Origin of the sequence: Psychrobacter sp. C 20.9 (genome assembly GCF_001921765.1) — a bacterium.
In the GTDB taxonomy this organism is placed as follows: Bacteria; Pseudomonadota; Gammaproteobacteria; order Pseudomonadales; family Moraxellaceae; genus Psychrobacter; species Psychrobacter piscatorii_B.
The window spans coordinates 114,121-137,720 of record NZ_MRYC01000007.1; the positions used below are offsets into that span (position 1 = coordinate 114,121).

The 23,600-nt window shown below is 43.8% G+C and carries 16 protein-coding genes; 11 read left to right on the forward strand and 5 right to left on the reverse strand.

The genetic code is table 11. The features are described 5' to 3' along the window. Positions 1 to 34 precede the first annotated feature (34 nt). The 5 genes from BTW00_RS06535 to BTW00_RS06555 all read left to right on the forward strand — a co-directional run bounded on the left by BTW00_RS06535 (position 35) and on the right by BTW00_RS06555 (position 10,078). Positions 35 to 970 (forward strand): protein-glutamate O-methyltransferase CheR, encoded by a 936-nt coding sequence (locus BTW00_RS06535; RefSeq protein WP_256714018.1) that lies wholly within the window; start codon positions 35 to 37, stop codon positions 968 to 970. Between the two features lie 30 nt (positions 971 to 1,000). Further along, positions 1,001 to 7,909, forward strand: a complete 6,909-nt coding sequence (locus BTW00_RS06540) for an Hpt domain-containing protein (RefSeq protein WP_075106742.1) — start codon at positions 1,001 to 1,003, stop codon at positions 7,907 to 7,909. After that, entirely contained in the window at positions 7,899 to 8,900 is a 1,002-nt protein-coding gene (locus BTW00_RS06545; protein ID WP_058025478.1) for a chemotaxis protein CheB, read from the forward strand. Before BTW00_RS06540 ends, BTW00_RS06545 begins: the two co-directional genes overlap by 11 nt. A 17-nt stretch (positions 8,901 to 8,917) precedes the next feature. Continuing rightward, the gene (locus BTW00_RS06550) at positions 8,918 to 9,415 is read left to right on the forward strand and encodes a hypothetical protein (RefSeq protein WP_075106743.1); all 498 of its coding nucleotides are present in this window, start codon (positions 8,918 to 8,920) and stop codon (positions 9,413 to 9,415) included. Positions 9,416 to 9,556: 141 nt separating this feature from the next. Next, on the forward strand, positions 9,557 to 10,078 hold the full coding sequence (locus BTW00_RS06555; RefSeq protein ID WP_075106744.1) for a cytochrome b: 522 nt from the start codon (positions 9,557 to 9,559) through the stop codon (positions 10,076 to 10,078). A gap of 143 nt (positions 10,079 to 10,221) precedes the next feature. Here the strand turns inward: BTW00_RS06555 and minE are convergent, their stop codons facing one another. The 5 genes from minE to BTW00_RS06580 all read right to left on the reverse strand — a co-directional run bounded on the left by minE (position 10,222) and on the right by BTW00_RS06580 (position 15,188). Next, positions 10,222 to 10,512 carry a cell division topological specificity factor MinE gene (gene minE / locus BTW00_RS06560; RefSeq protein WP_071003763.1) on the reverse strand — a complete coding sequence of 97 codons (291 nt, stop codon included), beginning with the start codon at positions 10,510 to 10,512 and terminating at the stop codon, positions 10,222 to 10,224. A 2-nt stretch (positions 10,513 to 10,514) separates the two neighbouring features. Continuing rightward, positions 10,515 to 11,327, reverse strand: coding sequence for a septum site-determining protein MinD (minD, locus tag BTW00_RS06565; protein ID WP_058025481.1), 813 nt, complete (start codon positions 11,325 to 11,327; stop codon positions 10,515 to 10,517). A gap of 558 nt (positions 11,328 to 11,885) precedes the next feature. Next, positions 11,886 to 12,713: a septum site-determining protein MinC gene (gene minC, locus BTW00_RS06570; RefSeq protein ID WP_075106745.1), complete on the reverse strand. Its 828-nt coding sequence runs from the start codon at positions 12,711 to 12,713 to the stop codon at positions 11,886 to 11,888. A 76-nt stretch (positions 12,714 to 12,789) separates the two neighbouring features. After that, on the reverse strand, positions 12,790 to 13,881 hold the full coding sequence (locus BTW00_RS06575; protein ID WP_256714019.1) for a hypothetical protein: 1,092 nt from the start codon (positions 13,879 to 13,881) through the stop codon (positions 12,790 to 12,792). A gap of 341 nt (positions 13,882 to 14,222) precedes the next feature. Continuing rightward, the gene (locus tag BTW00_RS06580; protein ID WP_075106747.1) at positions 14,223 to 15,188 is read right to left on the reverse strand and encodes an acyltransferase; all 966 of its coding nucleotides are present in this window, start codon (positions 15,186 to 15,188) and stop codon (positions 14,223 to 14,225) included. A 463-nt stretch (positions 15,189 to 15,651) separates the two neighbouring features. Between BTW00_RS06580 and BTW00_RS06585 the strand changes: the two genes are divergently transcribed. The 6 genes from BTW00_RS06585 to BTW00_RS06610 all read left to right on the forward strand — a co-directional run bounded on the left by BTW00_RS06585 (position 15,652) and on the right by BTW00_RS06610 (position 23,587). After that, positions 15,652 to 16,308, forward strand: coding sequence for an OmpA family protein (locus BTW00_RS06585; RefSeq protein ID WP_075106748.1), 657 nt, complete (start codon positions 15,652 to 15,654; stop codon positions 16,306 to 16,308). Between the two features lie 429 nt (positions 16,309 to 16,737). Further along, positions 16,738 to 18,195 carry an imelysin family protein gene (locus BTW00_RS06590; protein ID WP_075106749.1) on the forward strand — a complete coding sequence of 486 codons (1,458 nt, stop codon included), beginning with the start codon at positions 16,738 to 16,740 and terminating at the stop codon, positions 18,193 to 18,195. 265 nt (positions 18,196 to 18,460) lie between these two features. Beyond that, positions 18,461 to 20,110 (forward strand): di-heme oxidoredictase family protein, encoded by a 1,650-nt coding sequence (locus BTW00_RS06595; RefSeq protein WP_075106750.1) that lies wholly within the window; start codon positions 18,461 to 18,463, stop codon positions 20,108 to 20,110. An 83-nt stretch (positions 20,111 to 20,193) separates the two neighbouring features. Then, the gene (locus tag BTW00_RS06600; protein ID WP_075106751.1) at positions 20,194 to 21,345 is read left to right on the forward strand and encodes an imelysin family protein; all 1,152 of its coding nucleotides are present in this window, start codon (positions 20,194 to 20,196) and stop codon (positions 21,343 to 21,345) included. 3 nt (positions 21,346 to 21,348) lie between these two features. Further along, positions 21,349 to 22,890 (forward strand): DUF1513 domain-containing protein, encoded by a 1,542-nt coding sequence (locus tag BTW00_RS06605; RefSeq protein WP_075106752.1) that lies wholly within the window; start codon positions 21,349 to 21,351, stop codon positions 22,888 to 22,890. A gap of 49 nt (positions 22,891 to 22,939) precedes the next feature. Then, entirely contained in the window at positions 22,940 to 23,587 is a 648-nt protein-coding gene (locus BTW00_RS06610) for a M48 family metallopeptidase (RefSeq protein ID WP_256714020.1), read from the forward strand. Positions 23,588 to 23,600 lie beyond the last annotated feature (13 nt).

Below are 23,600 nucleotides of genomic sequence, written 5' to 3' on the forward strand. Positions count from 1 at the left end.
CTGACACCGTGCAGCATTAATAATAGCAGGCGACGTGAACAATCATATACAAGCAGAAAAGGCTCTATCTAATACATTTGAACCTGTATGGGGTGATGAGATGATACAGGGCGATAGTGCTAATTTACAGCAATGGCAGAGATATATAGAACAAGAGATTGGCTTTATATTGCCAAATATGCAGCTGCAGTGGTTGACCAATGCCATTGACCACACAGCAACATTAAATGGACTCACTACTCAGCAGCTCTGGTATCAATTACCAAAGAATAATGAGATTCGTAAGCAGCTATTAGACAAAGTGCTCATTCATGAGAGTCGCTTTTTTCGTCATAAACCTTCTATCGATTTCATCACACGATATGCAATAGACAAGTGTGCAGATGACAGGAGTAAGCCCTTTCGCATTTGGAGCGTTGGTTGTGCAAGTGGGCACGAGACTTGGTCACTGGCCATGAGTCTGACAGCAGCGCAGTTATCCAATCATGTGATACTGGGAACAGATGTGAGCGAGCAAGCGATTACAAACGCGCGATTAGGACAATATGATAAACGGCAGCAGTCATTAATTCCTCAAAATTGTCAGCAGTTTGTTTACCCTTTGATCACCAAGAATGCAGGCAATGAGCTGAGTATGACTGACGCTTCTAGTAAAGTAGACAGGTCTATCAGTACTCATGTTGACTGGCAAGTAGCGCCAGCTTTACGACCTTATGTTAGCTTTGCTCTACACAATGTTATTGAACAAAAATCACCCACGTCGCACCTCCAAAATGTGATTATCTGCCAAAACATGCTGCTGTATTTTCGCAAGTTTGATCAGCGTGATATTTTGGCATGGCTATCAGAGCAGTGTGCGGTAGAGGGATATATTATATTGGCTCCAGGTGAGGCGTTGTTTTGGCGCCCTTCGAATATGCGCCGTATTGCGCACCCACAAGTGAATGTGTGGCAAAAAATTAGTGCCTAAATTAGTGCCTAGACGAGTTAGGATAAACCTATGAAAAAGCAGCCCAATGACATAGTGACGCTTGAGTGGTTGTCGCCACTGCTCAATCAGCAATTATCACAGATATCTGATGGCTGGCAATCAGGTGCTGATATCGACAGTTATCAACAGATGACATCGCACTACTATCAAGTTAGTGGTGCGCTGACTATGATTCGCTTGCCTCTACTAGCAGATCTTGCCAATAAGTTGAGTTTTATGGCGAGCTTGGGGGCTAGTCACAATCTGTCTGCTAGAGACTGTCAAATAGGCAAGTTTTCTCATAAGTTATTGCAACATGCGCTCAATCAATATACGCATCTAGGCAAATACAACCGTGCTCTAATAAATAAGGCTACTAATGAGCTTGCCCAGATACTATCGCAACGAGGTGTGGAAGCAGATGCATTTATAGATGCTACTGATACCCAGCATGCGCATCTAAACAATGATGACACTCATGAAGATATGGTTCATGAAGATATTGTCAATAGCATTCAGATCGCAGTACCCACGAGTAGCGTCACGACCAATTTAGAAGATCAGCACTATCAGCAGATGTTACTGGTGTGGCGACAGCAAGTACAAAAATTGCTGGTTGCCAATATCAATCAGGCACCTATTCTACAAGTTTTAGAAAAAGTTAGCCAATATCTATGGCAGACCACTCAAGACGATGAGTTACAGCGCCTATGGTATTTGACTCAGTTGTGGCTGAGTGATCTTGCTCATAATGAAGCGCCGTTACCTGAATATTATGCGCCACTATTAGGTCAGCTTGATCGCGTCATAGAATCTTCTAATCAGCCAGCCCAGTTATCGTCAAGCCTTGTCAAAAGCTTAATCAACAGTGTCTATATTCAGCTCATCTACCTAGAGAATAGTAGCGAGCGAACTCAATCTACCCTTAATGAGATATCACAGCACGGGCCTGCGACCTCACGTTTTTTAACGCGATTGCTCAGTGAGATTGAGACTCTTATCTTCAATCTAGATAAGCCAGATACGCTAATAAATCCTCTACGATATATAAAGAGCCAGCTTGAGAGTCGAGGTTGGGTGCAATATGCGTCGCAAGTTGAATCGATCCTTACAGATTTAGAGCAAGCACGCTTATCAGAGACAGAGTTTACGCAGCAGCAATGGCACATCGAGCGCAAGTTACAAGAGCTATATAGTGCTATTTATGATACCGAGCAGGCAATATCACTCAAAATTGGCGCTGCTGCTTCTTTTGCTATTGTACCTGAAGCGTTTGATAGCAGTGATGTAAAGGATGAAGATAGGCATGAGTCAGTTTCTACTGACAGTGACTTACGTGAGCTACGTATTGCCGTTGAAGAGATCAAGGAAAGCTTTAACGAGTATATACAACGTCAAGATATCCAGTCTTTACCAGTCATTGCTGACTTTGACAAGATTGCCCATGCTTTTGATGATATGGGACTGCCAGTCATTAGTGAGACGATAGAAAATATAGGTAGTATATTCACACAACTGCTCACTCATGAGGTTGCTGTACTTAGCTGGAATGTGACCCAAGCCTTGGCAGAGAGTCTGACCTCGATTGAATTGTTACTCGACTATCTTGCGCAGCAAGTCTTTGATCAAAACTTATTGACGCAGGCAAATGATTATGCAGCGAAAGCATCACAGCTTCTTAATGCGTATGCGAAATCACCAGAAACAACTAACGATACATGGCTGACGCAAAAGCCAGTCGCGATGAATGTGCTTCGTTATGATGATAGTGGTGAGATCGCACCTGTGACCAGCTCAGATAATGAAACGGTGATAGCAACGCAAGATACCACTGATACTAATCCTAATGTAGAGAGTGATGCATTGCTGCGTGCTCGTGAACAACTCAAGCCTGACAACTTTGAAGTTGATGAAGAGATTCGTGATATTTTTATCGAAGAAGTGAACGACGTCATTACTGATTTAGAAGATTTTCTTCCTATTTGGCAGCAGGATTCACAAAATCTAACACCCTTGACCGAAGTCCGTAGAAGCTTTCATACCTTAAAAGGCTCAGGTCGCATGGTTGGTGCCTTTAGCATCAGTGAGATGGCGTGGTCAATAGAAAACCTACTTAACCGTCTGTTGGATAAAACACTCCCTGTAACAGACGATGTCGTACGTCTGGTAATAGAGACGGCGGAACGTTTGCCAGTGCTACTGAAAGATTTTGCCGCACAACAATCACCGAGCTTTGATCCTGCTATTACTATTCTGAAAAGTAGTAACCTAATGGTGCAGCAGCCTGTCAATGCTGGTTTAGATACGCTTGAGACTGGAATCACTGAAACATCAGCTGAAGTAGCGTTAGGTATCAATGACTCTGATTCAATGGATGATGTATCGTTAGAAACATTACTTTCGAGCGTTGATGGTGCTGAAGGAGCAGATTCTGAAAGCAATAATACAAATATACCAGAATCGCTATCTGGTTTAGAGATTCCAGCAGTACTTATCCCGTTTATGCAAGAAACCGAGCAATTAGCAGCCGATGCGAATGATGCAGATCCTGATATTAAAGAGATATTTATAGAAGAGGCCGAGGAAGTACTTGCCGAAATCGTACCTTTATATGAAGGTTGGCAGCTAGCATCGACTGACCTTGCCGCTCTAAAAGATATCCGTCGCGGTTTTCATACTCTAAAAGGCTCTGGTCGCATGGTGGGCGCTAACTACACCGCCGAGCTAGCATGGGCGATAGAGAATATGCTTAATCGCGTATTGGATCATAGTGTTGTTGTCTCAAGTGATATGGGTCAGCTGATGTCAGATGTATTGGCCGCTTATCCTGAAATGTTAGTAGCATTTGAAAATAACAGCCAAGATTACCCAGCTTTAGTGCCCTTATGGATTGCCTGCGCCAATGCCTATAGTAAGCAACAGGGTGATGCGTTTAGTTACTCTCGCTTATATGAGCAAGCAACAAGCCATTCTGAAGCTGACGCCGCGCAAGAGCCCGTATTGATAACTAGCATAGACGAAGACAATCCTACCTATGATGAGACTAATGAAGCGATAGACATGACGCTACAGACCTTCCATTCTGTCAACGAAAAAATGGCAGAGGCAACTGTTGTTTTAGCGCCTCAAAGCGAAGAAGAAAAAGCATTTTGTAAGATATTTATTGATGAAGCAGAAGAGTTACTTCATCACATTGATCAATTTGTCAGCGACAATCAAGATCAGCAACTGATTGAGATAACGGATGAAATAGTACGTGCATTTCACACATTACGAGCCGCATCTGGCTCCAGTGCTTTGGCTGCTATCAGCGAAGTTAGCGCAGCGATAGAGCACAGTTTGGAGCTATTGCATCAGCAAGATATAGCGATGAGTGCCCAACATCTAGAGGCTTTAGCGCAATCTGCCAAGCTGATAAATGGTTATTTAAGTAGCTACAAACAAAATATACAGCAGCGTAGTGTCATAGTAGAAGATTCACACAGTCAGCAAGAACAAGACATAGCGTCATTGCAAGCAATGCTGGCTGAGCAGTATGTCATTAGTGATGCTGATGCGACCGTTGTTACTGATAGCAAACCAACGATAGAAGAGCTATTAGATAATAATATCGACACGTTATTAGATGCTGAGTGGGAGTTAGAGGAGGCGCTTGGTCATGCTGAAAAAGAACACAGTCAAGACTATATCGCGCAGCAAATTTCACAAATCACTTGTTTAATAGATAAAGCTCAAGCATTTCCAAAATTCATTACCGTTCTGAATGAGCTAGGTAATGCCTATAGTTACCTGAGTGATAATATTGATAAAGCGAGGGATAGAGATATCCAATCTATTCTGCTATCAGGTCATGCCCAGTTGATTGGGCTATTCGATGCCCTAGCTGGTAGTACGTCATTGAAAATAGACCAGCAGGTAATGAGTGAGCTACAAGGTATCTATCGAAATGATAACCTTGACGATAACGACGAAGGCTTTGTCGTTCGAGCTATTTCAGCACCTGAAATCCAATTTGAAACGATTGATACGGATATTGAGCTATTAGAGATTTTCTTAGAAGAAGCTCAAGAACTTGATAACGCCCTAGATGAAAGTTTCAATAAATGGCGTGACGATATTACTAATATCAACTCGCTAAGAGTATTACAGCGTCATTTGCACACTATTAAAGGTGGCGCACGGATGGCTGGTATTCGTAGTATTGGTGATCTAACTCACGAAGCAGAAAGTGTTTATGAGTCTTTTGTAGAAAACAGACGAGAGCCGACGGCACAGTGGCTTGAGATTATGCAAATGGTGCAAGACACGATGTCGCAACAAGTGATGCATATCGTGAATCATAAAAAATCCTTTTTCACCTCAGAGCTTATTGAGCAGTTAAAAGTACTTGAAAGGGAAAAAACCTTACCAGAAACGGTAGAGCTGATCATACCAGTACCGAAAAACTATTTTGAACCAGACATTCAAAACGTAATGGCGGATGAGGCCATTAGCAATACCGAAACATCAGAATTGCTCAGCCTAGATACCATGATTAAGCAATCATGGGCTAATGGGTTGCCTGATCCAGACATATTATCGGTGTTCTTAGAAGAGGCAGAAGAGCTTACCAATCGTAATAAATACCTGCATTTGTTCTTGAACGACACAAATAATACCACAGCATTACAAGCACTTCAGCGAGATCTGCATACGATTAAGGGCGGTGCCCGAATGGTGACTGCGTCCGGTATCGCTGATTTGGCTCATGAAATGGAGTCGGTTTATACGGATTTTGTGAGTAACCGTCGTCCCCCTACTCAGAAAGTATTAGAGTTGCTAGTTGCCAGTCATGATTGGCTTGCCGATGCCGTATTTATTCTTCAACAAAATGTCAATCCACCAACGCCTGCACTATTAATCGAGGCGTTAGAGCAGTTTGGGAGAAATCCTGATAGTCTCAAACAAGTCCCTAAAGAATCTCTACAGTCTCAGCGCGAAGCAATTTTGATTGCCAAAGAAAATCAAGATTCTCACTATCTTGCAAAAGATATCAGCGAGATGCCATCTATGTTCAGTAACACTAATGAGGAGGATGACAGCACTAGTAGTAATGAAATGATTCGTATCTCAGGTGGTCTGATTGAGCATATGATTAACTTATCTGGTGAGTCAGCGATTAACCGCGCCCGTATTGATATGGGTATTAGTAGCTTGACCAACAGTATCGAAGAGATGGGTACAACGGTACAGCGACTGGCAGATCAGTTACGCCGTATGGAGATTGAACTTGAAGCTCAGATTTTGTCACAAATAGATGATGAGCTGATTGATAATGAGGATTTCGATCCTCTCGAGATGGATCAGTATTCTTCACTGAATCAATTATCAAAATCATTGACAGAATCTGCCTCGGATTTGGTTGATATTAACCATACTTTATTAGAAAAGACACGTGATAGTGAAAGCCTGTTGCTACAGCTATCGCGGACACAGACTGAGTTGCAAGATGGGCTGATGAACTCGCGTATGGTGCCATTCACGCGTTTGACACCGCGTCTTGAACGTATTGTCCGTCAGACCGCTAATGAGTTGAACAAATCCGTTGAGCTGAGCATCATTAATGCTGATGATGAGATGGATAGAACCATCCTAGAACGCATTACTTCACCGCTTGAGCATATGCTAAGAAACGCTGTCGATCACGGTATCGAAACGACCTCGACGCGCCTCAAAGCAGGCAAAGAACGTAGTGGACATATTACGCTTGAAGTCCATCGAGAAGGTAGCGAGATTGTTATCCAACTATCAGATGATGGCCGTGGTATCGATGTAGAGGCGGTACGCAATAAAGCTATCTCTCAAGGTCTTATTGATGCAAACGATGACAGTCTCTCTGATCTTGATATCATGCAATATATCTTTAATGCTGGGCTGAGTACCAGTAAGCAAGTGACACAGATCTCTGGCCGCGGTGTTGGCATGGACGTTGTGATCAGTGAAATCCGTCAGCTAGGTGGTTCCGTTTCGGTTGTTTCAGAGCTTGGCAAAGGCTCTAATTTCACGATGCGTTTGCCATTGACCGTCGCTGTGTCTGATGCTTTGGTCGTGCGCGCAGCAGATCGCTACTACGCCATACCATTGGTACAGATCGAACGCGTGGTGCGTGTCAACCCAGAAAAGCTATATGATTACTATCAGTCAGATGCTGCCACACTGAACTTTGAAGATACGGAATACCGAGTTCGCTATCTAAATGAGATTCTATCAGGTAATAAACTGAATGAACTGGTCGTCAATACCAACACCAGTTTGCCGCTGATTATTATTAAAAACCGTACGGGACAAAACATCGCACTACAAGTTGATCAAATTGCAGGATCGCGTATCGAAGTGGTTGTGAAACCTCTAGGCCAGCAATTATCGAATATACCAGGTATTTCAGCTGCTACTATTATGGGCGATGGTTCGGTAATGCTCATTTTGGATTTGATTGCGCTAATGCGAAATGCGCAGTTGGTGAAGAACAGCTCGAAATCTGCTAGTGCCAAGCGAGGACGTATAGAGTCCAAGTCGACGGTGTTAGTAGTCGATGACTCCGTGACCGTACGTAAAGTGACCTCTCGTTTCTTGGAGCGTCAAGGGTTCAATGTGGCGGTTGCAAAAGATGGTATCGATGCGCTCGAAATATTACAGGACACGACGCCAGATATGATCTTGCTAGATATTGAGATGCCGCGTATGGATGGCTTCGAGGTGGCGACTCAGGTCAGATTCAATAGTCGATTGCAGCATATCCCAATTATTATGATTACCTCACGTACTGGCGAAAAGCATCGTGAGCGTGCTCTAGAGATTGGGGTAAATGACTATATGGGTAAGCCATTCCAAGAAAAAGAGTTGCTTGAAAAAATCCAAAGACTACTAGGTGAAGAGGTTAGCCTAACTAATGACGGATAATGCACGTGTTTTAGCACTGCGACAAAAAAGCAATCATGATATCAAAGTGCTGGTGATGGCAGAGGATCATCGCCAGCGCTTGGCTTTTTCAGATACCGTACGTAGTTGCGGCTTTACCCTTGTAGGTTGTGTGTCAAGAGCACAGTGGCAAGCAAAAAGTGAGCTGTCTAATGTAGATATTGATATTTGGCTGATAGATAGTGATTACGACGACAGTGTAGCAACCGCAACAATCGCGTCAAAATCAGCGGCTGTCTTGGTGGGCTTTAGCCAAGCACCGTATCTCAATGAGGCACAGCAATATGGTAAATGGCAGCGTAAGTTAAAACGTAAACTTGCAAAGCTTTTAGCACTACCAGCCCTGATCGATACTCCCGAATACAAGGGCGATGACACTGAAAGAAGCTGGCAGTATGTCGTATTTTTGGGTGCGTCTATGGGCGGTCCTAGTGCGGTAAAAGAATTTTTAGACAATGTGCCAGCGACACTGCCAGTGTGTATTTTATTGGCGCATCATTTCAATCAGACCATGATTGGTACGTTACCACGGATACTCAATCGCCATAATGATTGGCGCTGTGAGGTTATCGCGTCCTCGCAGCGTTTGCGAGCAGGGCATTGCCTCATAGCCCCTATTGATAAGCAAATAGTCTGTGATTCAGCTGGTAGGGTCATCTTGTTAGATCAAGCTTGGAGCGGTGAATATAAGCCTGCTATTGGTCAGATTCTAAAAAACACCAGTGATGTTTATGGTAGCGATCTAATCAATATTATATTTTCGGGTATGGGCAATGATGGCTCTCAGTATTTGGATATGGTTCAAGACAACAACAGCCAGTTGTGGGCGCAAGACCCTAGTCTGAGTGCATGTCCGAGTCAACCTCAGGCTATTATTGACTCAGGGTATTGTGGTTTCGTTGGTAGTCCGACAGATTTGGCAAAAAAACTGACTGATTATATTGGTGAAAGGGCAGCAAGCCATTCACGCTAACTGATTGTGAGCGACGTATGAAACAAATTTTGAAACACTCATTTGAAGCGGTAAGTTTACTGACCACGAACAATGGTATGCTCGATGTGACTATCGTGCCAGCATCTAACCAACCCGATTGGATTATTCCGAGCAGTTTGATTTTGAGCGTCGACGATTATCAAGAGCGTATATCCAAGTATCAGTGGCAAGAGCAAAATCTTGCTGTCTTTCACTTGTTACCGCAAGATAGAACACCAGAGAAAATTATCGTACTAGAGGGCAATACCACCGAGCATCGATTTGCTTTGCAAACGGCAGGTGAGTTGCGCCAATTACAAGCTCGTATTTCCGACGTCAAAGATACAGAGCTTCCCGAGCAGTTTGCGGATACTGGTGTTGATAAAACAGAAGGGCAGTCTGACGAAAACGTTGTGCTCGCTTATCTGTATCAAACCGTTATGATTGATGACAATGTTTATTTGGTACCAGATTTGGACAAAATTGCGCATCATTTGGTGAATTTAGATAACTAGATTCTCGTCTAAGTTTCAGTTATGCTTCACCTCATAGGTAGTACCCGAGCAATGCTAATTACTTTTTGTTATTGAATGAGTTGCTGTCCTATATATAATATCAATTATAAATAACGTTTAATAAAAACTATAGAGCCGCTCATGAATAATTCTAACGTATCAAAATGGTCGCTCAGCAGTCGTATATTTCACTGGATCAGCGCAGTTTTATTATTGATCACATGGGTGATGATACTGCTGCATGAAAATCTCGATAGCAATCTATATATCGGATTTCACAAAGCGTTTGGGATAAGCTTGTTGTTTTGGATGATTGCGCGAGTTATCAACCGCATCTTTACCAAAGCGCCACCGTCTATACCAATGCCAAAATGGCAATCGATGGTCTCTAAGCTATCGCATTTTGTGCTCTATGCCATTCTGATCGCTATGCCGCTTGCTGGTTTATTGATGACGGTATATGGTGGTCGTCCTGTCGATATCTTTGGTTTATTCCAAATACCCGTGTTTGTGACTCCTGATAGGAGTTTGGCCCGCTTTTATAATGATTTACATACCGATATTATTTGGCCAATGATCATCGGTTTTACAGCGCTGCATATTGGTGCTGCCTTGTATCATCAGTTTATCAAAAAAGACAATTTAATATCACGTATGAAATGATCTGCTATTGATCAATGCTCGAATGCTGTATACAGCATGCCGTACCAATAAACTTAAAGATGCAAAAAAGCCCTAAGTACATTACTTAGGGCTTTTTAAGTGATAAATGAAAGTGCTTACGGTCTAAAGGTCTGATTACAAATTTACTTTTTGTGTTCAGGTAAATTAATGTTCATCTCTAACACATCTAAGCTATCTTCTGAGCGATGATTGATATTGACATCATCAATCTGCACGCCATTCACATATTTGTTGACCACTTCTAAAATTTCACGTTTCATTTTTTCGATACGATCAACCGTTAGGCGGTTATTTAGACGATTTTCGCTAGCAACGATAACCTTGAGACGTTCGGTAGCTAGATTGGCACTGCCTGCACTACTGCCATCGTCAGTACCGAATAGGCTACTCCAAAATCCTTTTTTCTTAGTCATCATTAACCCCCAAACCAGCGCTGTAGTAAACTCTTTTTCTTCACATCAATATGACGTAGTGGACGCTCTTCGCCTAAGAAACGGGCGACGATATCATCATAACATTGACCAGCAACAGAGTCGGTATAATGAATAACAGGCTCACCGTGGTTCGATGCTTCGAGCACAGAATGGCTCTCAGGCACAACGCCGAGCAATGGTACTTTTAAGATGTCATTTGAGATAGTGTCAATGTCCATCATCTCGTTCGCAGCAGCACGTTCTGCATTGTAACGAGTGATAACCAAGTGCTCACGTACAGAGCCTAGGTTTTCTTCAACCTTTTTCGTTTGACTTTGCAAAATACCGATGATGCGATCCGAGTCACGTACTGACGAAATCTCAGGGTTGGTAACAATGATGGCTTCGTCAGCGTGATACATGGCCAACTGTGCACCGCGCTCGATACCAGCAGGTGAGTCACAGATGATATAGTCAAACTGTTTAGACAGCTCAGTCATGACCTCTGCGACACCTTCATCCGTCAATGCGTCTTTATCACGCGTCTGACTAGCAGGAAGGATATACAGGTTTTCAAGCTGTTTGTCTTTGACAAGTGCTTGCGACAAGCGTGCGCTACCGGTAATGACATCAACGAAATCATAAACAATTCGGTTTTCACAACCCATGATCAAGTCTAGATTACGTAGACCTACATCAAAATCAATTACAACCGTTTTATAGCCACGCAATGCTAAACCAGCGGCAAAAGAGGCGCTAGTCGTGGTTTTGCCCACACCGCCTTTACCTGAAGTGATTACAACTATCTTCGCCACAATGGCACACTCCTATGAATCAATGGGATATCTTTTATATAAATAGCACAATTGCATGGTATTTATCTACTAACTATATATGTACTATCTGCGAAGCTAGCCTAGCATAAATATACAAGGATTTATAGCAAGTCTATATTAAAGCAGAAAAACAAATGAGATATGAGCTATAAAGGGCTTTTGCTTATAAATTTTACAGTTAATGGCGATAATTTTTAGCCGTTTGATAGCTATTTAAATATACGGCAAATAACGTTAGAACCAACACTTAATAATAGCTCAATTGTAACGATTAATTTAATATATCTTGTTTTATTTATCTGACACAGCAGCTTATATAATTACAGCTTACCTTACCCAGTTTACTTTACTAGACAATCACCTAACCGTTTATTATTTTTAACTGAGTAATATAGTGAATTCAGTATAAAAACGATACAGTGGGACTGGGATAAATTTTTCGCAGCCTCTGTCTGCGTAGGCACAGCACGCAAGGAAAATTTAGACCAGTTCCACCTTGATATATAATGTATCTGTTTTATTTAGGATTGACTATAATTAAGCTTCATCCATTACGATAAATACTAGGCCTTCACCTTCCACAAACTTTACTTGCACAGGTTTGTCAATCACGTGCTCAGGTAGGTTGTCTCGCAAACAATAAGTGCCTGCTACAGAAACCAGAGAAGGGTTGAAGACTTGGCAAAAAATGCGGGCATCTTTGTCGCCTGTTGCGCCTGCCACCAAGCGACCTTGCGCACGTCCATAGACATGTAAGCTGTTGTCAGTGATGGCTTCAGCACCGCTATTCACACTGTTTGTCAGAATCAAATCGCCGCCGACATGGTTTAAGCTTTGGCCTGAGCGTAGCATCTGGTCGTAGATGAGGCTGGTAATATGCTGAGCACTTAACAATGTCTCATCTGGAAGACTGGAGATGGTGGTTTCAGTGGCAGGTATATTTGCCGCACTCTCGGTGCTAGTATCGTTGGCTGATTCTGAGCGATTATCTTCTTTAGGTTTATTGGACGGTGTAGGGGCTGTTTTGCTAGGTACGATACGTTCAATGCGTTTACCATCTGCAGGAAAGATGGCCAAGCGCTGCTCGCGCGCTTGATCATCAAGTAGGCCTGTCACCACACCGATCGGCTGTAGTCCCCATGACCATAATAGCTCTACTAAGGCAGATAAATCTTGCTCGACGTCGCTATCGATCAAGATAGGAATGTTGCTTGATTTATTGCTCAGTGTCTCAGTAAGCTGGGCTTCAATAGCGCCCAGATCGCTGGTACTAAACTGTAAACGCGAAAAGGTCAGCATCTTGCCATATAGGGCTAAGGCTGGTACTGCGCTTGCAGTCTGATTATTATTGTCTGAAACTGTCATATATAAACCCTTAAAAATAATTCTGTCGCTGTATTCACGGTGTCATTTTTATTATCGTGTCATGTTAGTAGGCATACTATAGATTGAGCATGTCTTGGTGTTTCCATTGCTGTACTTTTACTTGTGCTTCAAATGCAGTCAAACTGTCATCAATGATACTCGAAATCAGAGTATCAAGTGCACTATTATCGGTGTCTATTTGCGCGATACCACGGGCGATAGCGACCATCAATGAGTCAAGCCGCTCAGGGTCAAGCAGGCGCTTATTTAAGGCATAAACAACGTTTTCACCGATGTTGTGTCCGACATGCTGCAGTTGTGATTCGATCAGGCTACCCGCGATAGGAATCATGCGCAAATAGCGTCGCAGCTCAGGAGTATTGGCTAGACCTTCTTCAATAGCGTTGCCCATTTCGCTGGCTAATAGACTGCCACCACCTGATGAGGCCGTCAGCTCCTGTAGTTTTGGCGCAAGCTCTGAGCGCAGAATGGATAATACAGCCGCTTCAATCTCAGCACGGTTGCGCGTGATGGCTGACTCGATAAAAGATTTGTGCGTTTCAGGGTCGGTCAATTCCTGCCTAAAATTTTGGATAGTCGTCAGTATGACACGATCAGAGAGCTCTTCTAATAATAGGTCAATATAGAACTTAATACGATTGATCCATGGCTGCGGGAGTACTTGGTAGCCAAGCTGGTACAATCGGCGTCCGATAACAACGGCTCTAAATAACCGTAACAAACGTAGCTGCGGAAAACAGCCTAAGACTTCGTACCAGTGGACAAAAGGGAAGAAAAACCAGCGATAATAGACTTTTTCTTTGATTGCGATTGCCCAGCGTAATAATAATTCAGCAACCAAAAATATGGTAAAAAACCCACCAGCGGTACGCAACGGCTCATGCAACGTCGCCTGATACCAACTTAGTCCTTCGCTGACTGACAGCCATTGTGCAGCATTGGCACTAAAGTCGCTCATCAATACAGCATCCAGACTGATCAGCAGAAGATCAATACTGATAGCGATAAGCATCACGATATCATAAGTGAGCTTTAAACGACTGGGTTTTGGACGGTTTGGCCTTGGTGGCTCACTATTTGCAAGATGAGGCGACACCGGTGCAGTTGCAATAGGCGGGCTGGTAGTAGGAGAGGCGGGCACAGTCATACCTTATAAATGATAAATGGCACAAAGAAATGAGTAAATTTTTGACGGCTATTAAAAATAACCATCAAAAATCGATGCGTACATGATTAATCACATTATCAATGAATAAGGCCAAAAAACAACCCATCTATGATTAAAAATCATGCATAGCCACTTATAAAGTAATAATGATCATTTGCAACGCGACTATCATCAGTACAGTGCTCACGTATCATCATTAACCCCTGCGTTATTGATTACTCAAGCGCTTATGGCAGTATGGCTAGATTTTGTCCTTTATCGGACTATGAGTGCTGCGTCTTTTAAAAGGTATGTGATGACTTACGGCGTAAGTGAGTCATTTATTGAGCCACTTGAGTTTCAGGGGCTGTCTCAAAATCGGCCAGCATGTCGGTGATGCGCTGATCTTTTTGACGCCAAATGTGTTGAACCCAGTCAAACATCTGTGCTTTTATTGCCTCATCATTTTCATAGCCGCCTTGCTTAATTCCCTCAAACAACGCATCTGGTATATCGATATATCTTAGATCCACGCCCAAACGTTTGATATTGCCTTTCCATAAATCACTATAGCTTGGCACACCATCAGGATAGACGATGGTCACATCCAGTATGCCATCGATATCCTCGCCTAAGGCGTTAATCGCAAGGGATAAGCCGCCTGCTCGTGGTTTTAGCAAGTGCGTATAAGGAGACTGCTGTTTGGCATGTTTGGCTTTGGTAAAGCGCGTACCTTCTAGATAGTTTAGCAAGGTGAACGGCTTGTCTTTTAAAAGGGCACAGGCACGCTTGGCCTCTTCGATATCTTTACCTTTGAGTGCTGGATTTTTGGCGATGGCTTCTTTGGAATGCCTGCGCATCATGGGGAAATCTAAAAAGTAAAAAGCTTGCCCAACGATGGGAATATAGATCAGCTCAAATTTAGTAAAAAAGCGCGTCAATGGCAGGCGCTTTTCGCCAATGTATTGCACGATGCTGGTATCGACCCAAGATTGGTGGTTGCTGACCAGAAGGTATTTACCATCGATGCGAATATCATCTGGTAGGCTGATACGCCAATCTTTGCGAGGCAGCATGTCATCGATTAGTGCACTGTTGCTGCTGATCCAGTAAGTCGCGATTTTGATGACCGCTTTATCTGCAATAGGTGCACCCGTGATGACTTTGCCGACACCCATCAACCATAAAGGAATACTACCACCAAAGCTATTGGCAGTGATAACGCTTGCTGCTGTCGCTAATGAAAACGCCTTGCCCAGTTTAGGCGTGCGTTTGTGCAGTTTTCGAATGGTAGATGTCAGTCGCATGCGTGATCCTTCTTGTTCAATCTGATTAATAAATAAGGCTTATATTGCACAATCTGATGCCGTCAAATATTCCTATCAAATATTCCTAAAATTGCCCGTTCGGTGATTGACCAATAATCTAGTGAATAAAGAGCAAGCAGTTGAGCAAATAGATGAATGGAACCCTGAGGTGACGGTCATTTGATCATACAGATTTTGCCACATAATTTTAGCAGAAACGTTTCGCAGTGTACGAGTGTAAACGTGACTAGTGATAACAAGGAACAGGTATTGGATAGTTTAGATGCTAAGAAATACCGTAAAGTTAATCTGCACTTCTCATACATAGGTGTGACAAAATATTACACAGAGTTAGATTGTAATTGCCATAATAATGACGAAAGTAAATAAGTACTTAATAAGATTAACGGACAATCTTGATAAAGCACGATTTATAATATTTTTAATTTATAGAGGAAATATCATGCGTAATACATTATTAATTGCAGCAGTAGCATCAGGTCTAGCACTTAGCGGTTGTACAACTGATCCAAACACTGGACAGCAACGTTTGAACAAAGCGGCTCTAGGTGGTTTGGTTGGTGCAGCAGGTGGTGCAACTATCTCAAAAGCAACAGGCGGCGACAAAACTGGTCGTGATGCTGCTATCGGTGCTGCACTTGGTGCTGGCGTTGGTTACTACATGGAGCGTCAAGCTCGTCAGCTTGAGCAGCAAATGGCTGGTACAGGCGTGACTGTTAACCAAGACCCAACCACGGGTAATATCGACCTTGTTATGCCAGGTAGCATCACTTTCTCATTTGATGATGCAACGCTTAACTCATCGTTCAAGCCAACGCTAGACAAGCTTGCTTCAACCATGAACCAGTATAACCAAAACACCATCACGATTGCTGGTCACACTGATAGCCAAGGTTCAGCATCTTACAACATGGGTCTGTCACGTGACCGTGCTTACTCAGTTGCTAACTATCTAACCGCTCGCGGCGTTGCTGCTAACCGTGTAAACGTAGTTGCTTATGGCGAGTCACGTCCAGTTGCTACTAACAACACTGAATCTGGTCGTCAGCAAAACCGCCGTGTTGAGCTAACGGTTAATGCACCACAAAGCGTCAACTAATCGACAGTTCCATATAGCTATTTGGTAAGTGCGAATGATTTTCACGCACTTATCTAGCAAAAAGAGTCAGCAATATGCTGGCTCTTTTTTATGCGCTAAATTTTGGTTCATCAAACTCGATAGTTAGGATAGCGCAGGTATAATGTAATGTCTGCTGTCCAAAATAGAATAGTGCTCGTTTAGTATTTGATAACATTTTATAAAGGATCATAAAGATTAATGATTATTAACATAAAATTAAGTATTGATAACGATTATCAATAACACTATAATTTATTAGTGTTTTATTACTGAATAGTTACAGGCTTGATAATATGCGATAAGCATAAATATACTAGATCAAATCAGCTGATTAAGGCGTGATTTGATAATCGATATGATGGAAGCCATTTAACCAAAACGAATTTTGCTATCTCTTTGAGGATTTGTATGACGATTACCACAGAAACACGCCGTAAGATTTTACCAACTACTTTAGCTGTTGCACTTGCAGGATTGTTAATGGTATCGGGCTGTACCAAAAAAACCGAAGAAGACACTGCTGCTACTGAGACGCAGACAGAGGTTGTAAGCACAGAAACAGGCGACAATACAGAAATATCAGCTGCCGAAAAAGCACATATTGATAGACTGATGATCAGCTATGCAAACATGGCACACGCCGCTTACAAAGACTCGCTAGATACTGCTAAGGCATTACAAGCAGCGGTAGATACCTATGTTGCGACGCCAACTCAAGCCAACCTTGATGCGGCCAAATCTGCCTATAAAGCTGCGCGCCAGCCGTACTCACAGACGGAAATTTTCCGTTTTGATGAAGGGTTTGTGACGGCAAATGATAAGCGCGCGATCAATAGCATTGATAGCTGGGAAGGTCAAATCAACGCTTGGCCGCTAGATGAGGCGCTGATTGATTATGTCAGTGATGACTATGAAGGTGAGTACAACAGTCAAGAAAATATCATCAATAGCGATAGCATTACGGTCGGTAGTACCAAGCAAGATACCAGTACAATTACACCTGAGCTGCTTGCCGACATGAACGAGATTGGCGGTAGTGAGGCTAATGTCACAACGGGCTATCATGCGATTGAGTTTATGTTATGGGGTCAAGATACCAATGGCGTAAAAGAGGGCGCGGGTAATCGCCCGGTCACTGATTATGTGACGGAAGCTGGACAATGTACCAGCGGTGATACGGTCAATGAAGATGCCAGTATTTGTGAGCGCCGCGGTGAGTTCTTAAAAGCCGCCACTCAATTATTGGTGGATGATTTGACCGCAATGGAAGCTCAGTGGCAGCCTGATACCGAAAATACGCTACGTAGTGATTTGATGGCGCGTAAATACGACAATGGACTGCGTCAGATCATGTATCAAATGGGCAGCTTAGCACTGGGTGAGTTGGCCTCTGAGCGTATGCAGGTCGCTTTTGTCACAGGGTCTACCGAAGATGAGCATGAGTGCTTTAGTGATTTGACGCATCTGAGCTATGCTAATAATGCCCGCGGTATCCAAAATGTCTTTAATGGTAGCTACCAGACAGTCGCTGGTAAAACAGTCGGTGGCTATGGTGTTAAAGACTATCTCGTTGACAGCAGTCATGTAGAGGAAGCTGATAAATTGGCCGTTGACTTTAGTAAAGTCGAAGGTGCATTCAACGTCATGGTTGAAAAGGGTGAGAAAGAAGGCATCAAAATTGACCAAATGATTGCAACGGTTGGTCAAGCAAGTCAAGAAGGCGTTTCTGCTGAAGAGCAGAATATCCGTCGCGGCTGGGTAGAAGCGGGTATTAATAGCTTGCAAGAGCTGACCGCTGGTATCGAAAATGCCGCAAAAGCCGTTGGTATTGATAATCTTGATGCAGATGCAGGGTCACAGTTTTAAGCGCATTTTTGATGATTAAAGGCTTTTTATTATATTCATCATGCTGAGCCAACTGTTATCAAGTAACAAGGCTCACTTTTATAAAAATATAGATTGGATCTCATATATACGTTGTCGATTACGGTCGGCAACGTATTTTTGCAATTATCAAAAGTTCGGAACATAGGCCGATAGGTCGGTGTTCCGAACCATAAAAGTCGATGACTAGATATGTAATCGTCATCGACATATTGGTTCTACTCTAAAACCAAGGCACTTAATTTTTATGAAAGCCATTTATATCAAATCCTCTGTTTTTCCTTTCTCATCTAGCATAATACAAAATTTGCCATCCAAACTTGCACTTATGATGGTGGGTACGGTGGCACTGAGCGCATGTCAACCAGCTGATAGCGTTTCGAATAAGACCTCGGGTAATGAGGGTAGCGCAAGCACCAGTGAAACAACTCAACCGCTCACCTCTGAACGTGCCGAAAATATCGAAGCACTGGCTGGCATGCCGATGCAGCAACTGGTCAGTTTTGATCCGCAAGAGATCAAGCAGGGTGGTGACTCTGGTATCAGTATTACCAGTGCTGAAAGCTACTCTAAGCCTTCATCGAACCTAGCAGCGTCGCGTAAGGGCTCGTTTTTTATTGGTAATGCATTTTTTAAGCAGCCTTGGGTGGTCGCCCCTGCCAGTACCGATAGCCGAGATGGGCTTGGTGCGCTATTCAATGTGGCGGCTTGTCAGTCTTGCCATATCAAAGACGGCCGCGGTCATGCGCCCATGACTGCCGATGATGATGCGGACAGTTTATTGCTTCGTCTCTCTATGCCAGCAACGACGGATGAGCAGCGTCAGCAGTTACAGGACTCACTGATTGAAAAGGTCGTCCACCCTATGTATGGTGGGCAATTGCAAGATCGGGGTATCCAAGGTGTACCTGCTGAAGCCAGAATTGCGGTGCAGTGGACAGATAAGCCAGTCACTTTTGCTGATGGGCATGTTGAGACGCTACGTGCGCCAACCTTTAATCTGACCAACCCTGGTTATGGCGCTTTTGATGATGCAATGATGGTATCACCGCGAGTGGCGCTCCCAATGATTGGACTTGGGCTGCTAGAGCAAATACCTGATGACGATATTAAAAAACAAGCAAACAATAAGAGTAATAGCGACATTAGTGGTAAGTTCAATTGGGTGATGGATCCACAGACTGGCAAACGTGCGCTTGGACGTTTTGGCTGGAAAGCCGGTCAAACCAAACTGATTACCCAGAATCAAAGTGCCTTTAACGAAGACATGGGTTTGACGTCAAACATTCGTCCTCATGAGTCCTGCATGCCGACCCAGACCGCCTGCTTAAATGCGTCAACAGGCGCTGATGAGCAAGGCAATAGCAAACCGCCCGTTGAAGTGAACGATGATGTTGCCAAGTTTGTGGAGTTTTATACCCGTAATTTGGCAGTGCCGCACCGCCGTAATGCGGATGATAAGCTTGTGCTGGCGGGTAAAAAGCGTTTTTATGACATGGGCTGTCAGAGCTGCCATACGCCAAGATATCAGCTGCCAAAAACTGACGACGATCATCTTGAGCAGCATGGACAAGTGATTTATCCTTACACCGATTTATTGCTACATGACATGGGAGATGACCTTGCTGATCGTACTATCGCGGGTAAGCTACCACCAAAAGACGCTCAAGTTGAGTTTTTAGCCAATTCTTATGAATGGCGCACGCCCGCACTTTGGGGCGTGGGACTTGCGCAAACGGTTGATCCACAAGCGACGTTTTTACATGATGGACGCGCTCGTACGCTGATGGAAGCGGTTCTTTGGCACGGCGGAGAAGCCGAAAAGCAACAGCAACAAGTATTGAAATTAGACAAGCAAGGTCGCGCCGAGCTAAATGCGTTCTTAAAGTCGCTATAATAAGGTCACTGTAATACAGTCACTATTATAAAATCAGCATAAAAACGCAATAAATTACTACCTATAACATTACCGAGAAATCTATGAAAATAAATCACGCTTTGGCGATGGCGCTATCTGCATTGAGTGCCGGGCTGCTGATCAGCTGTGTTAAACCTGCCGACGACAACAAATCTGCAGAAGTAGATAGTCAAGAAGTTGCACAGAATAACTCGACTACTGACAGCTCAGCAGAAAGCAGCAAGGAAAGCACTGAGCAGATCGTTGCGGTAGATATCAGCCCTGAGACTCAAAAAACGTATTTGACGCATGTGGCAGAGGACATTGTGATTCCTGCGTATGCTGATGCCGCAAAGCAAAGTGATCTATTAAATGAATTGGCGCAGAAACATTGTCAGCAAGCACCCGTCAGCGGCGCTGAGCTACAAGCATTACGCGCGCAGTGGTTAGTATTGGCACAAGCGTGGTCGAGTGCTGAGATGATTAATTTTGGTCCTGCGACTGCCAGTATGAGCAATCTGTACATCAACTATTATCCTGATGAGCGCGGCTTGGTACATAGCGGCGTGGCCGACCTGATCGCTGCCAATCCAACACTCACGCCAGAGCAGCTCGCGGGCGAGAGCGCTATCGTACAGGGTGTACCAGGACTAGAAGAAGCCTTGTTTGCCAATGAGAGCTTAAATGCTGGTCAATGCGCTTACGTGATTAGTGCGAGTAGTGCATTGAGCACACGCCTAAAGAACATCGAGAAAAACTGGCAGCAAAACGCGACTGAGTTATTGGCGATAGATCAAACAGCAGAGAGCGATAAAGGCTTAAATCAGTGGTTTAACTCGCTATTGTCATTGGTTGAAACGATGAAATCTAACGCTATTGACCAGCCACTTGGTCTGAGCGGCAAAGCAAAAGGTCATTTGCCAGCGGCTACGGCTGGTCAAAGCCGCGCTATTATCAATGCAAAACTAGATGCCATCAATAAGGCCATGACAGATCCCGTATTGACGGCGATACTTAATAGCAATGATGAGAGTACAGTCGCTAATAATCTATCGACGGCACTGGCTGACACGACCACTTTATTGGCACAAATGCCAGAAGATTTATCAGCCGCAGACAAAGACGATCAGCAGGCGCTATATGACCATCTCACTACCGTTACTCGCTTGATTAAACGCGAGCTAATTCCAGCACTCGGTATCCGAGTGGGCTTTAATAGCACCGATGGCGATTAAGTGATGTTTACTGCTAAAGATAATACGGTGTCAGAAGGTGAGCATCATGACAGATCAAATGAGCCAAAAGCCAGTTCAATAAGCCGTGAGCTTTTGACAACGTCAATGCTCACGGCAGTCGGTACCGCGGCTCTGGTCGGTATTCACCATCGTTATCGTAAGCAGCAGCATCCTGATGCCAGTCTACAAGATTATGTGGCGGGTATTCGCGCGCAGTTACAAGTATTGCAGCCGGCCACTGGCTCAACGCCAAACCTTAAACGTTTTCGCTATGCTTGTCAGCAAGCAGCGGTGACGTGGCAGCAAGCTTATCATCATGTCATAGATGATAATGAGAGTAACGTGCTTGATCTTACTACTATGCATACGACGACGATGCTCGCACGGCCTGTTCGCTGGGTCAGCGGTGTTGCATCTATGCCAAAAGATCAAGCCTCATCGAGTCAAAATGAGCATGACTTTGGTGTGGTAGGCATTGATGCTGATAGACAGATCGTTTGGCAGACGACCATGCCTGAGCGTGTCCATGACATCGTTGTTCAGCCTGTACCTGTTAATGTACCGGATACTCAATCTCAGCATAGCAATGTTGAACAAAGACGTGACGTCGTCGTCATGGGTCGTCGTCCAAGCGAAAGATTCTGGGTGCTTGATACTTCAAATGGGCAAGTGCAGCATGCGATCAAAGCGGATTTACATCGTCATTTCTACGGTCATGCTTGTTATAGCTTAGATGGAAAATTGCTTTACGTAACTGAGAATGACACAGTGAGTCTGGCAGGTAAAATCGGTGTTTACGATGCTAACAACGCTTATAAAAAATTAGCAGAATTTGACTCCTATGGTATCGGCCCGCATGAGCTAATTATGCATCCCGATGGAGAAACATTAGTCATTGCAAATGGGGGCATCAAAACTGAGCAGGCCTCACGTCAAGAGCTAAATTTAGACACTATGCGACCATCGCTGGTCTACCTGAATCGTCATGACGGCACACTGCTGGAGCAAGTGACGCCCGAGCACAATCAGATGAGCATACGTCATTTAGCGATGCACAATGATGGATCCGTGATGGTCGGTATTCAGTTCCAAGGCGAAAAGCATATCAATGTACCATTGGTACTGACTCACCAACGCGGTGATGTTAGCTTTACGCCACTGACTATGCCAAACAATCAATGGCAACGCTTTCATCAATATATTGCGAGCGTCGCCGTTGATAGCGACCGTAATTTGCTTTGTGTGACCACTCCGATTGGTGGCTGTGCGGCAATTTATGACTTACATACTCGAGAATTGATTGACGATGTGAGCCTGCCTGATTGTGCAGGGGCATCCGTCCTATCCAGTAATAGTGCAATCACCAATAACGTAGATGATATTAAACCGTCAGGATTTATCATCAGTGATGGGCAAGGGCAATTGACCGCGCTAAGAGTGAGTGTTTCGCCAGATTCAAAATTGAATGGTAAAGATGATAAGCATATTAGTACAGACAGCCAGTTGCATAGGATGTCCTTTGATAACCATTTGCAAGCGTTATAATATGTAGCCATCGGTACAGTTACTGTCATTGAGGAGATAAAACATTAGCTTGGAAATCCGTTTAGATACTATTAGACAGCAGCTCGCACAGGCAGATATTGAGCTACATATCAGCAAAAAGCGTGTCAAAAACATCAATTTTCGTTTAAAGCCGCATGTCTTGATGGTTTCTGTACCACTGCATATTAGTGATTCACAAGCTGCTGACGCGGTGGCGCGGCGAGTGTCTTGGGCGATTAACCACCATCCACAAGTGCTAGAACAGCATCAACATAAACAAGGCGCACCATCAGACCTTACAACTGCTGACCAGCCTATTTATTTATGGGGTAAAGTACAGGCACTTACCTTAAGTCATGATGAAAAAATAGCATACTATCGCCAGCAGCTCTCCGATGTCATGCCGTCGCTATTTGAAAAATGGCAGCCAATTGTTGGCACTTACGCCAATGAGATACGAGTAAAAAAAATGCACACACGCTGGGGCAGCTGCAACACGCGCGCGAAGCGAATTTGGTTGTCCGTTTATCTTCCTGCCTATCCTATAGAATGCACCAAGTATGTGATCGTCCATGAACTGTGCCATTTGCATCATGCCAATCATAGCTCTGCATTTTGGCAAACGGTGGCGAGTGCGATGCCAGATTATCAGCAATGGCATAACATATTGGCAGGCAAGATAGGCCAGTTGGATTAAACATGCCATCTAA

Coding starts and splice junctions, on each gene's coding strand:
- BTW00_RS06580 (WP_075106747.1), bottom strand. CDS start 15,188: ATGCGACTGACATCTACCATTCGAAAACTGCACAAACGCACGCCTAAA.
- BTW00_RS06595 (WP_075106750.1), top strand. CDS start 18,461: ATGAAAGCCATTTATATCAAATCCTCTGTTTTTCCTTTCTCATCTAGC.
- BTW00_RS06555 (WP_075106744.1), top strand. CDS start 9,557: ATGAATAATTCTAACGTATCAAAATGGTCGCTCAGCAGTCGTATATTT.
- BTW00_RS06540 (WP_075106742.1), top strand. CDS start 1,001: ATGAAAAAGCAGCCCAATGACATAGTGACGCTTGAGTGGTTGTCGCCA.
- BTW00_RS06545 (WP_058025478.1), top strand. CDS start 7,899: ATGACGGATAATGCACGTGTTTTAGCACTGCGACAAAAAAGCAATCAT.
- BTW00_RS06590 (WP_075106749.1), top strand. CDS start 16,738: ATGACGATTACCACAGAAACACGCCGTAAGATTTTACCAACTACTTTA.
- minE (WP_071003763.1), bottom strand. CDS start 10,512: ATGACTAAGAAAAAAGGATTTTGGAGTAGCCTATTCGGTACTGACGAT.
- minC (WP_075106745.1), bottom strand. CDS start 12,713: ATGACAGTTTCAGACAATAATAATCAGACTGCAAGCGCAGTACCAGCC.
- BTW00_RS06550 (WP_075106743.1), top strand. CDS start 8,918: ATGAAACAAATTTTGAAACACTCATTTGAAGCGGTAAGTTTACTGACC.
- BTW00_RS06585 (WP_075106748.1), top strand. CDS start 15,652: ATGCGTAATACATTATTAATTGCAGCAGTAGCATCAGGTCTAGCACTT.
- BTW00_RS06575 (WP_256714019.1), bottom strand. CDS start 13,881: ATGACTGTGCCCGCCTCTCCTACTACCAGCCCGCCTATTGCAACTGCA.
- BTW00_RS06605 (WP_075106752.1), top strand. CDS start 21,349: ATGTTTACTGCTAAAGATAATACGGTGTCAGAAGGTGAGCATCATGAC.
- BTW00_RS06600 (WP_075106751.1), top strand. CDS start 20,194: ATGAAAATAAATCACGCTTTGGCGATGGCGCTATCTGCATTGAGTGCC.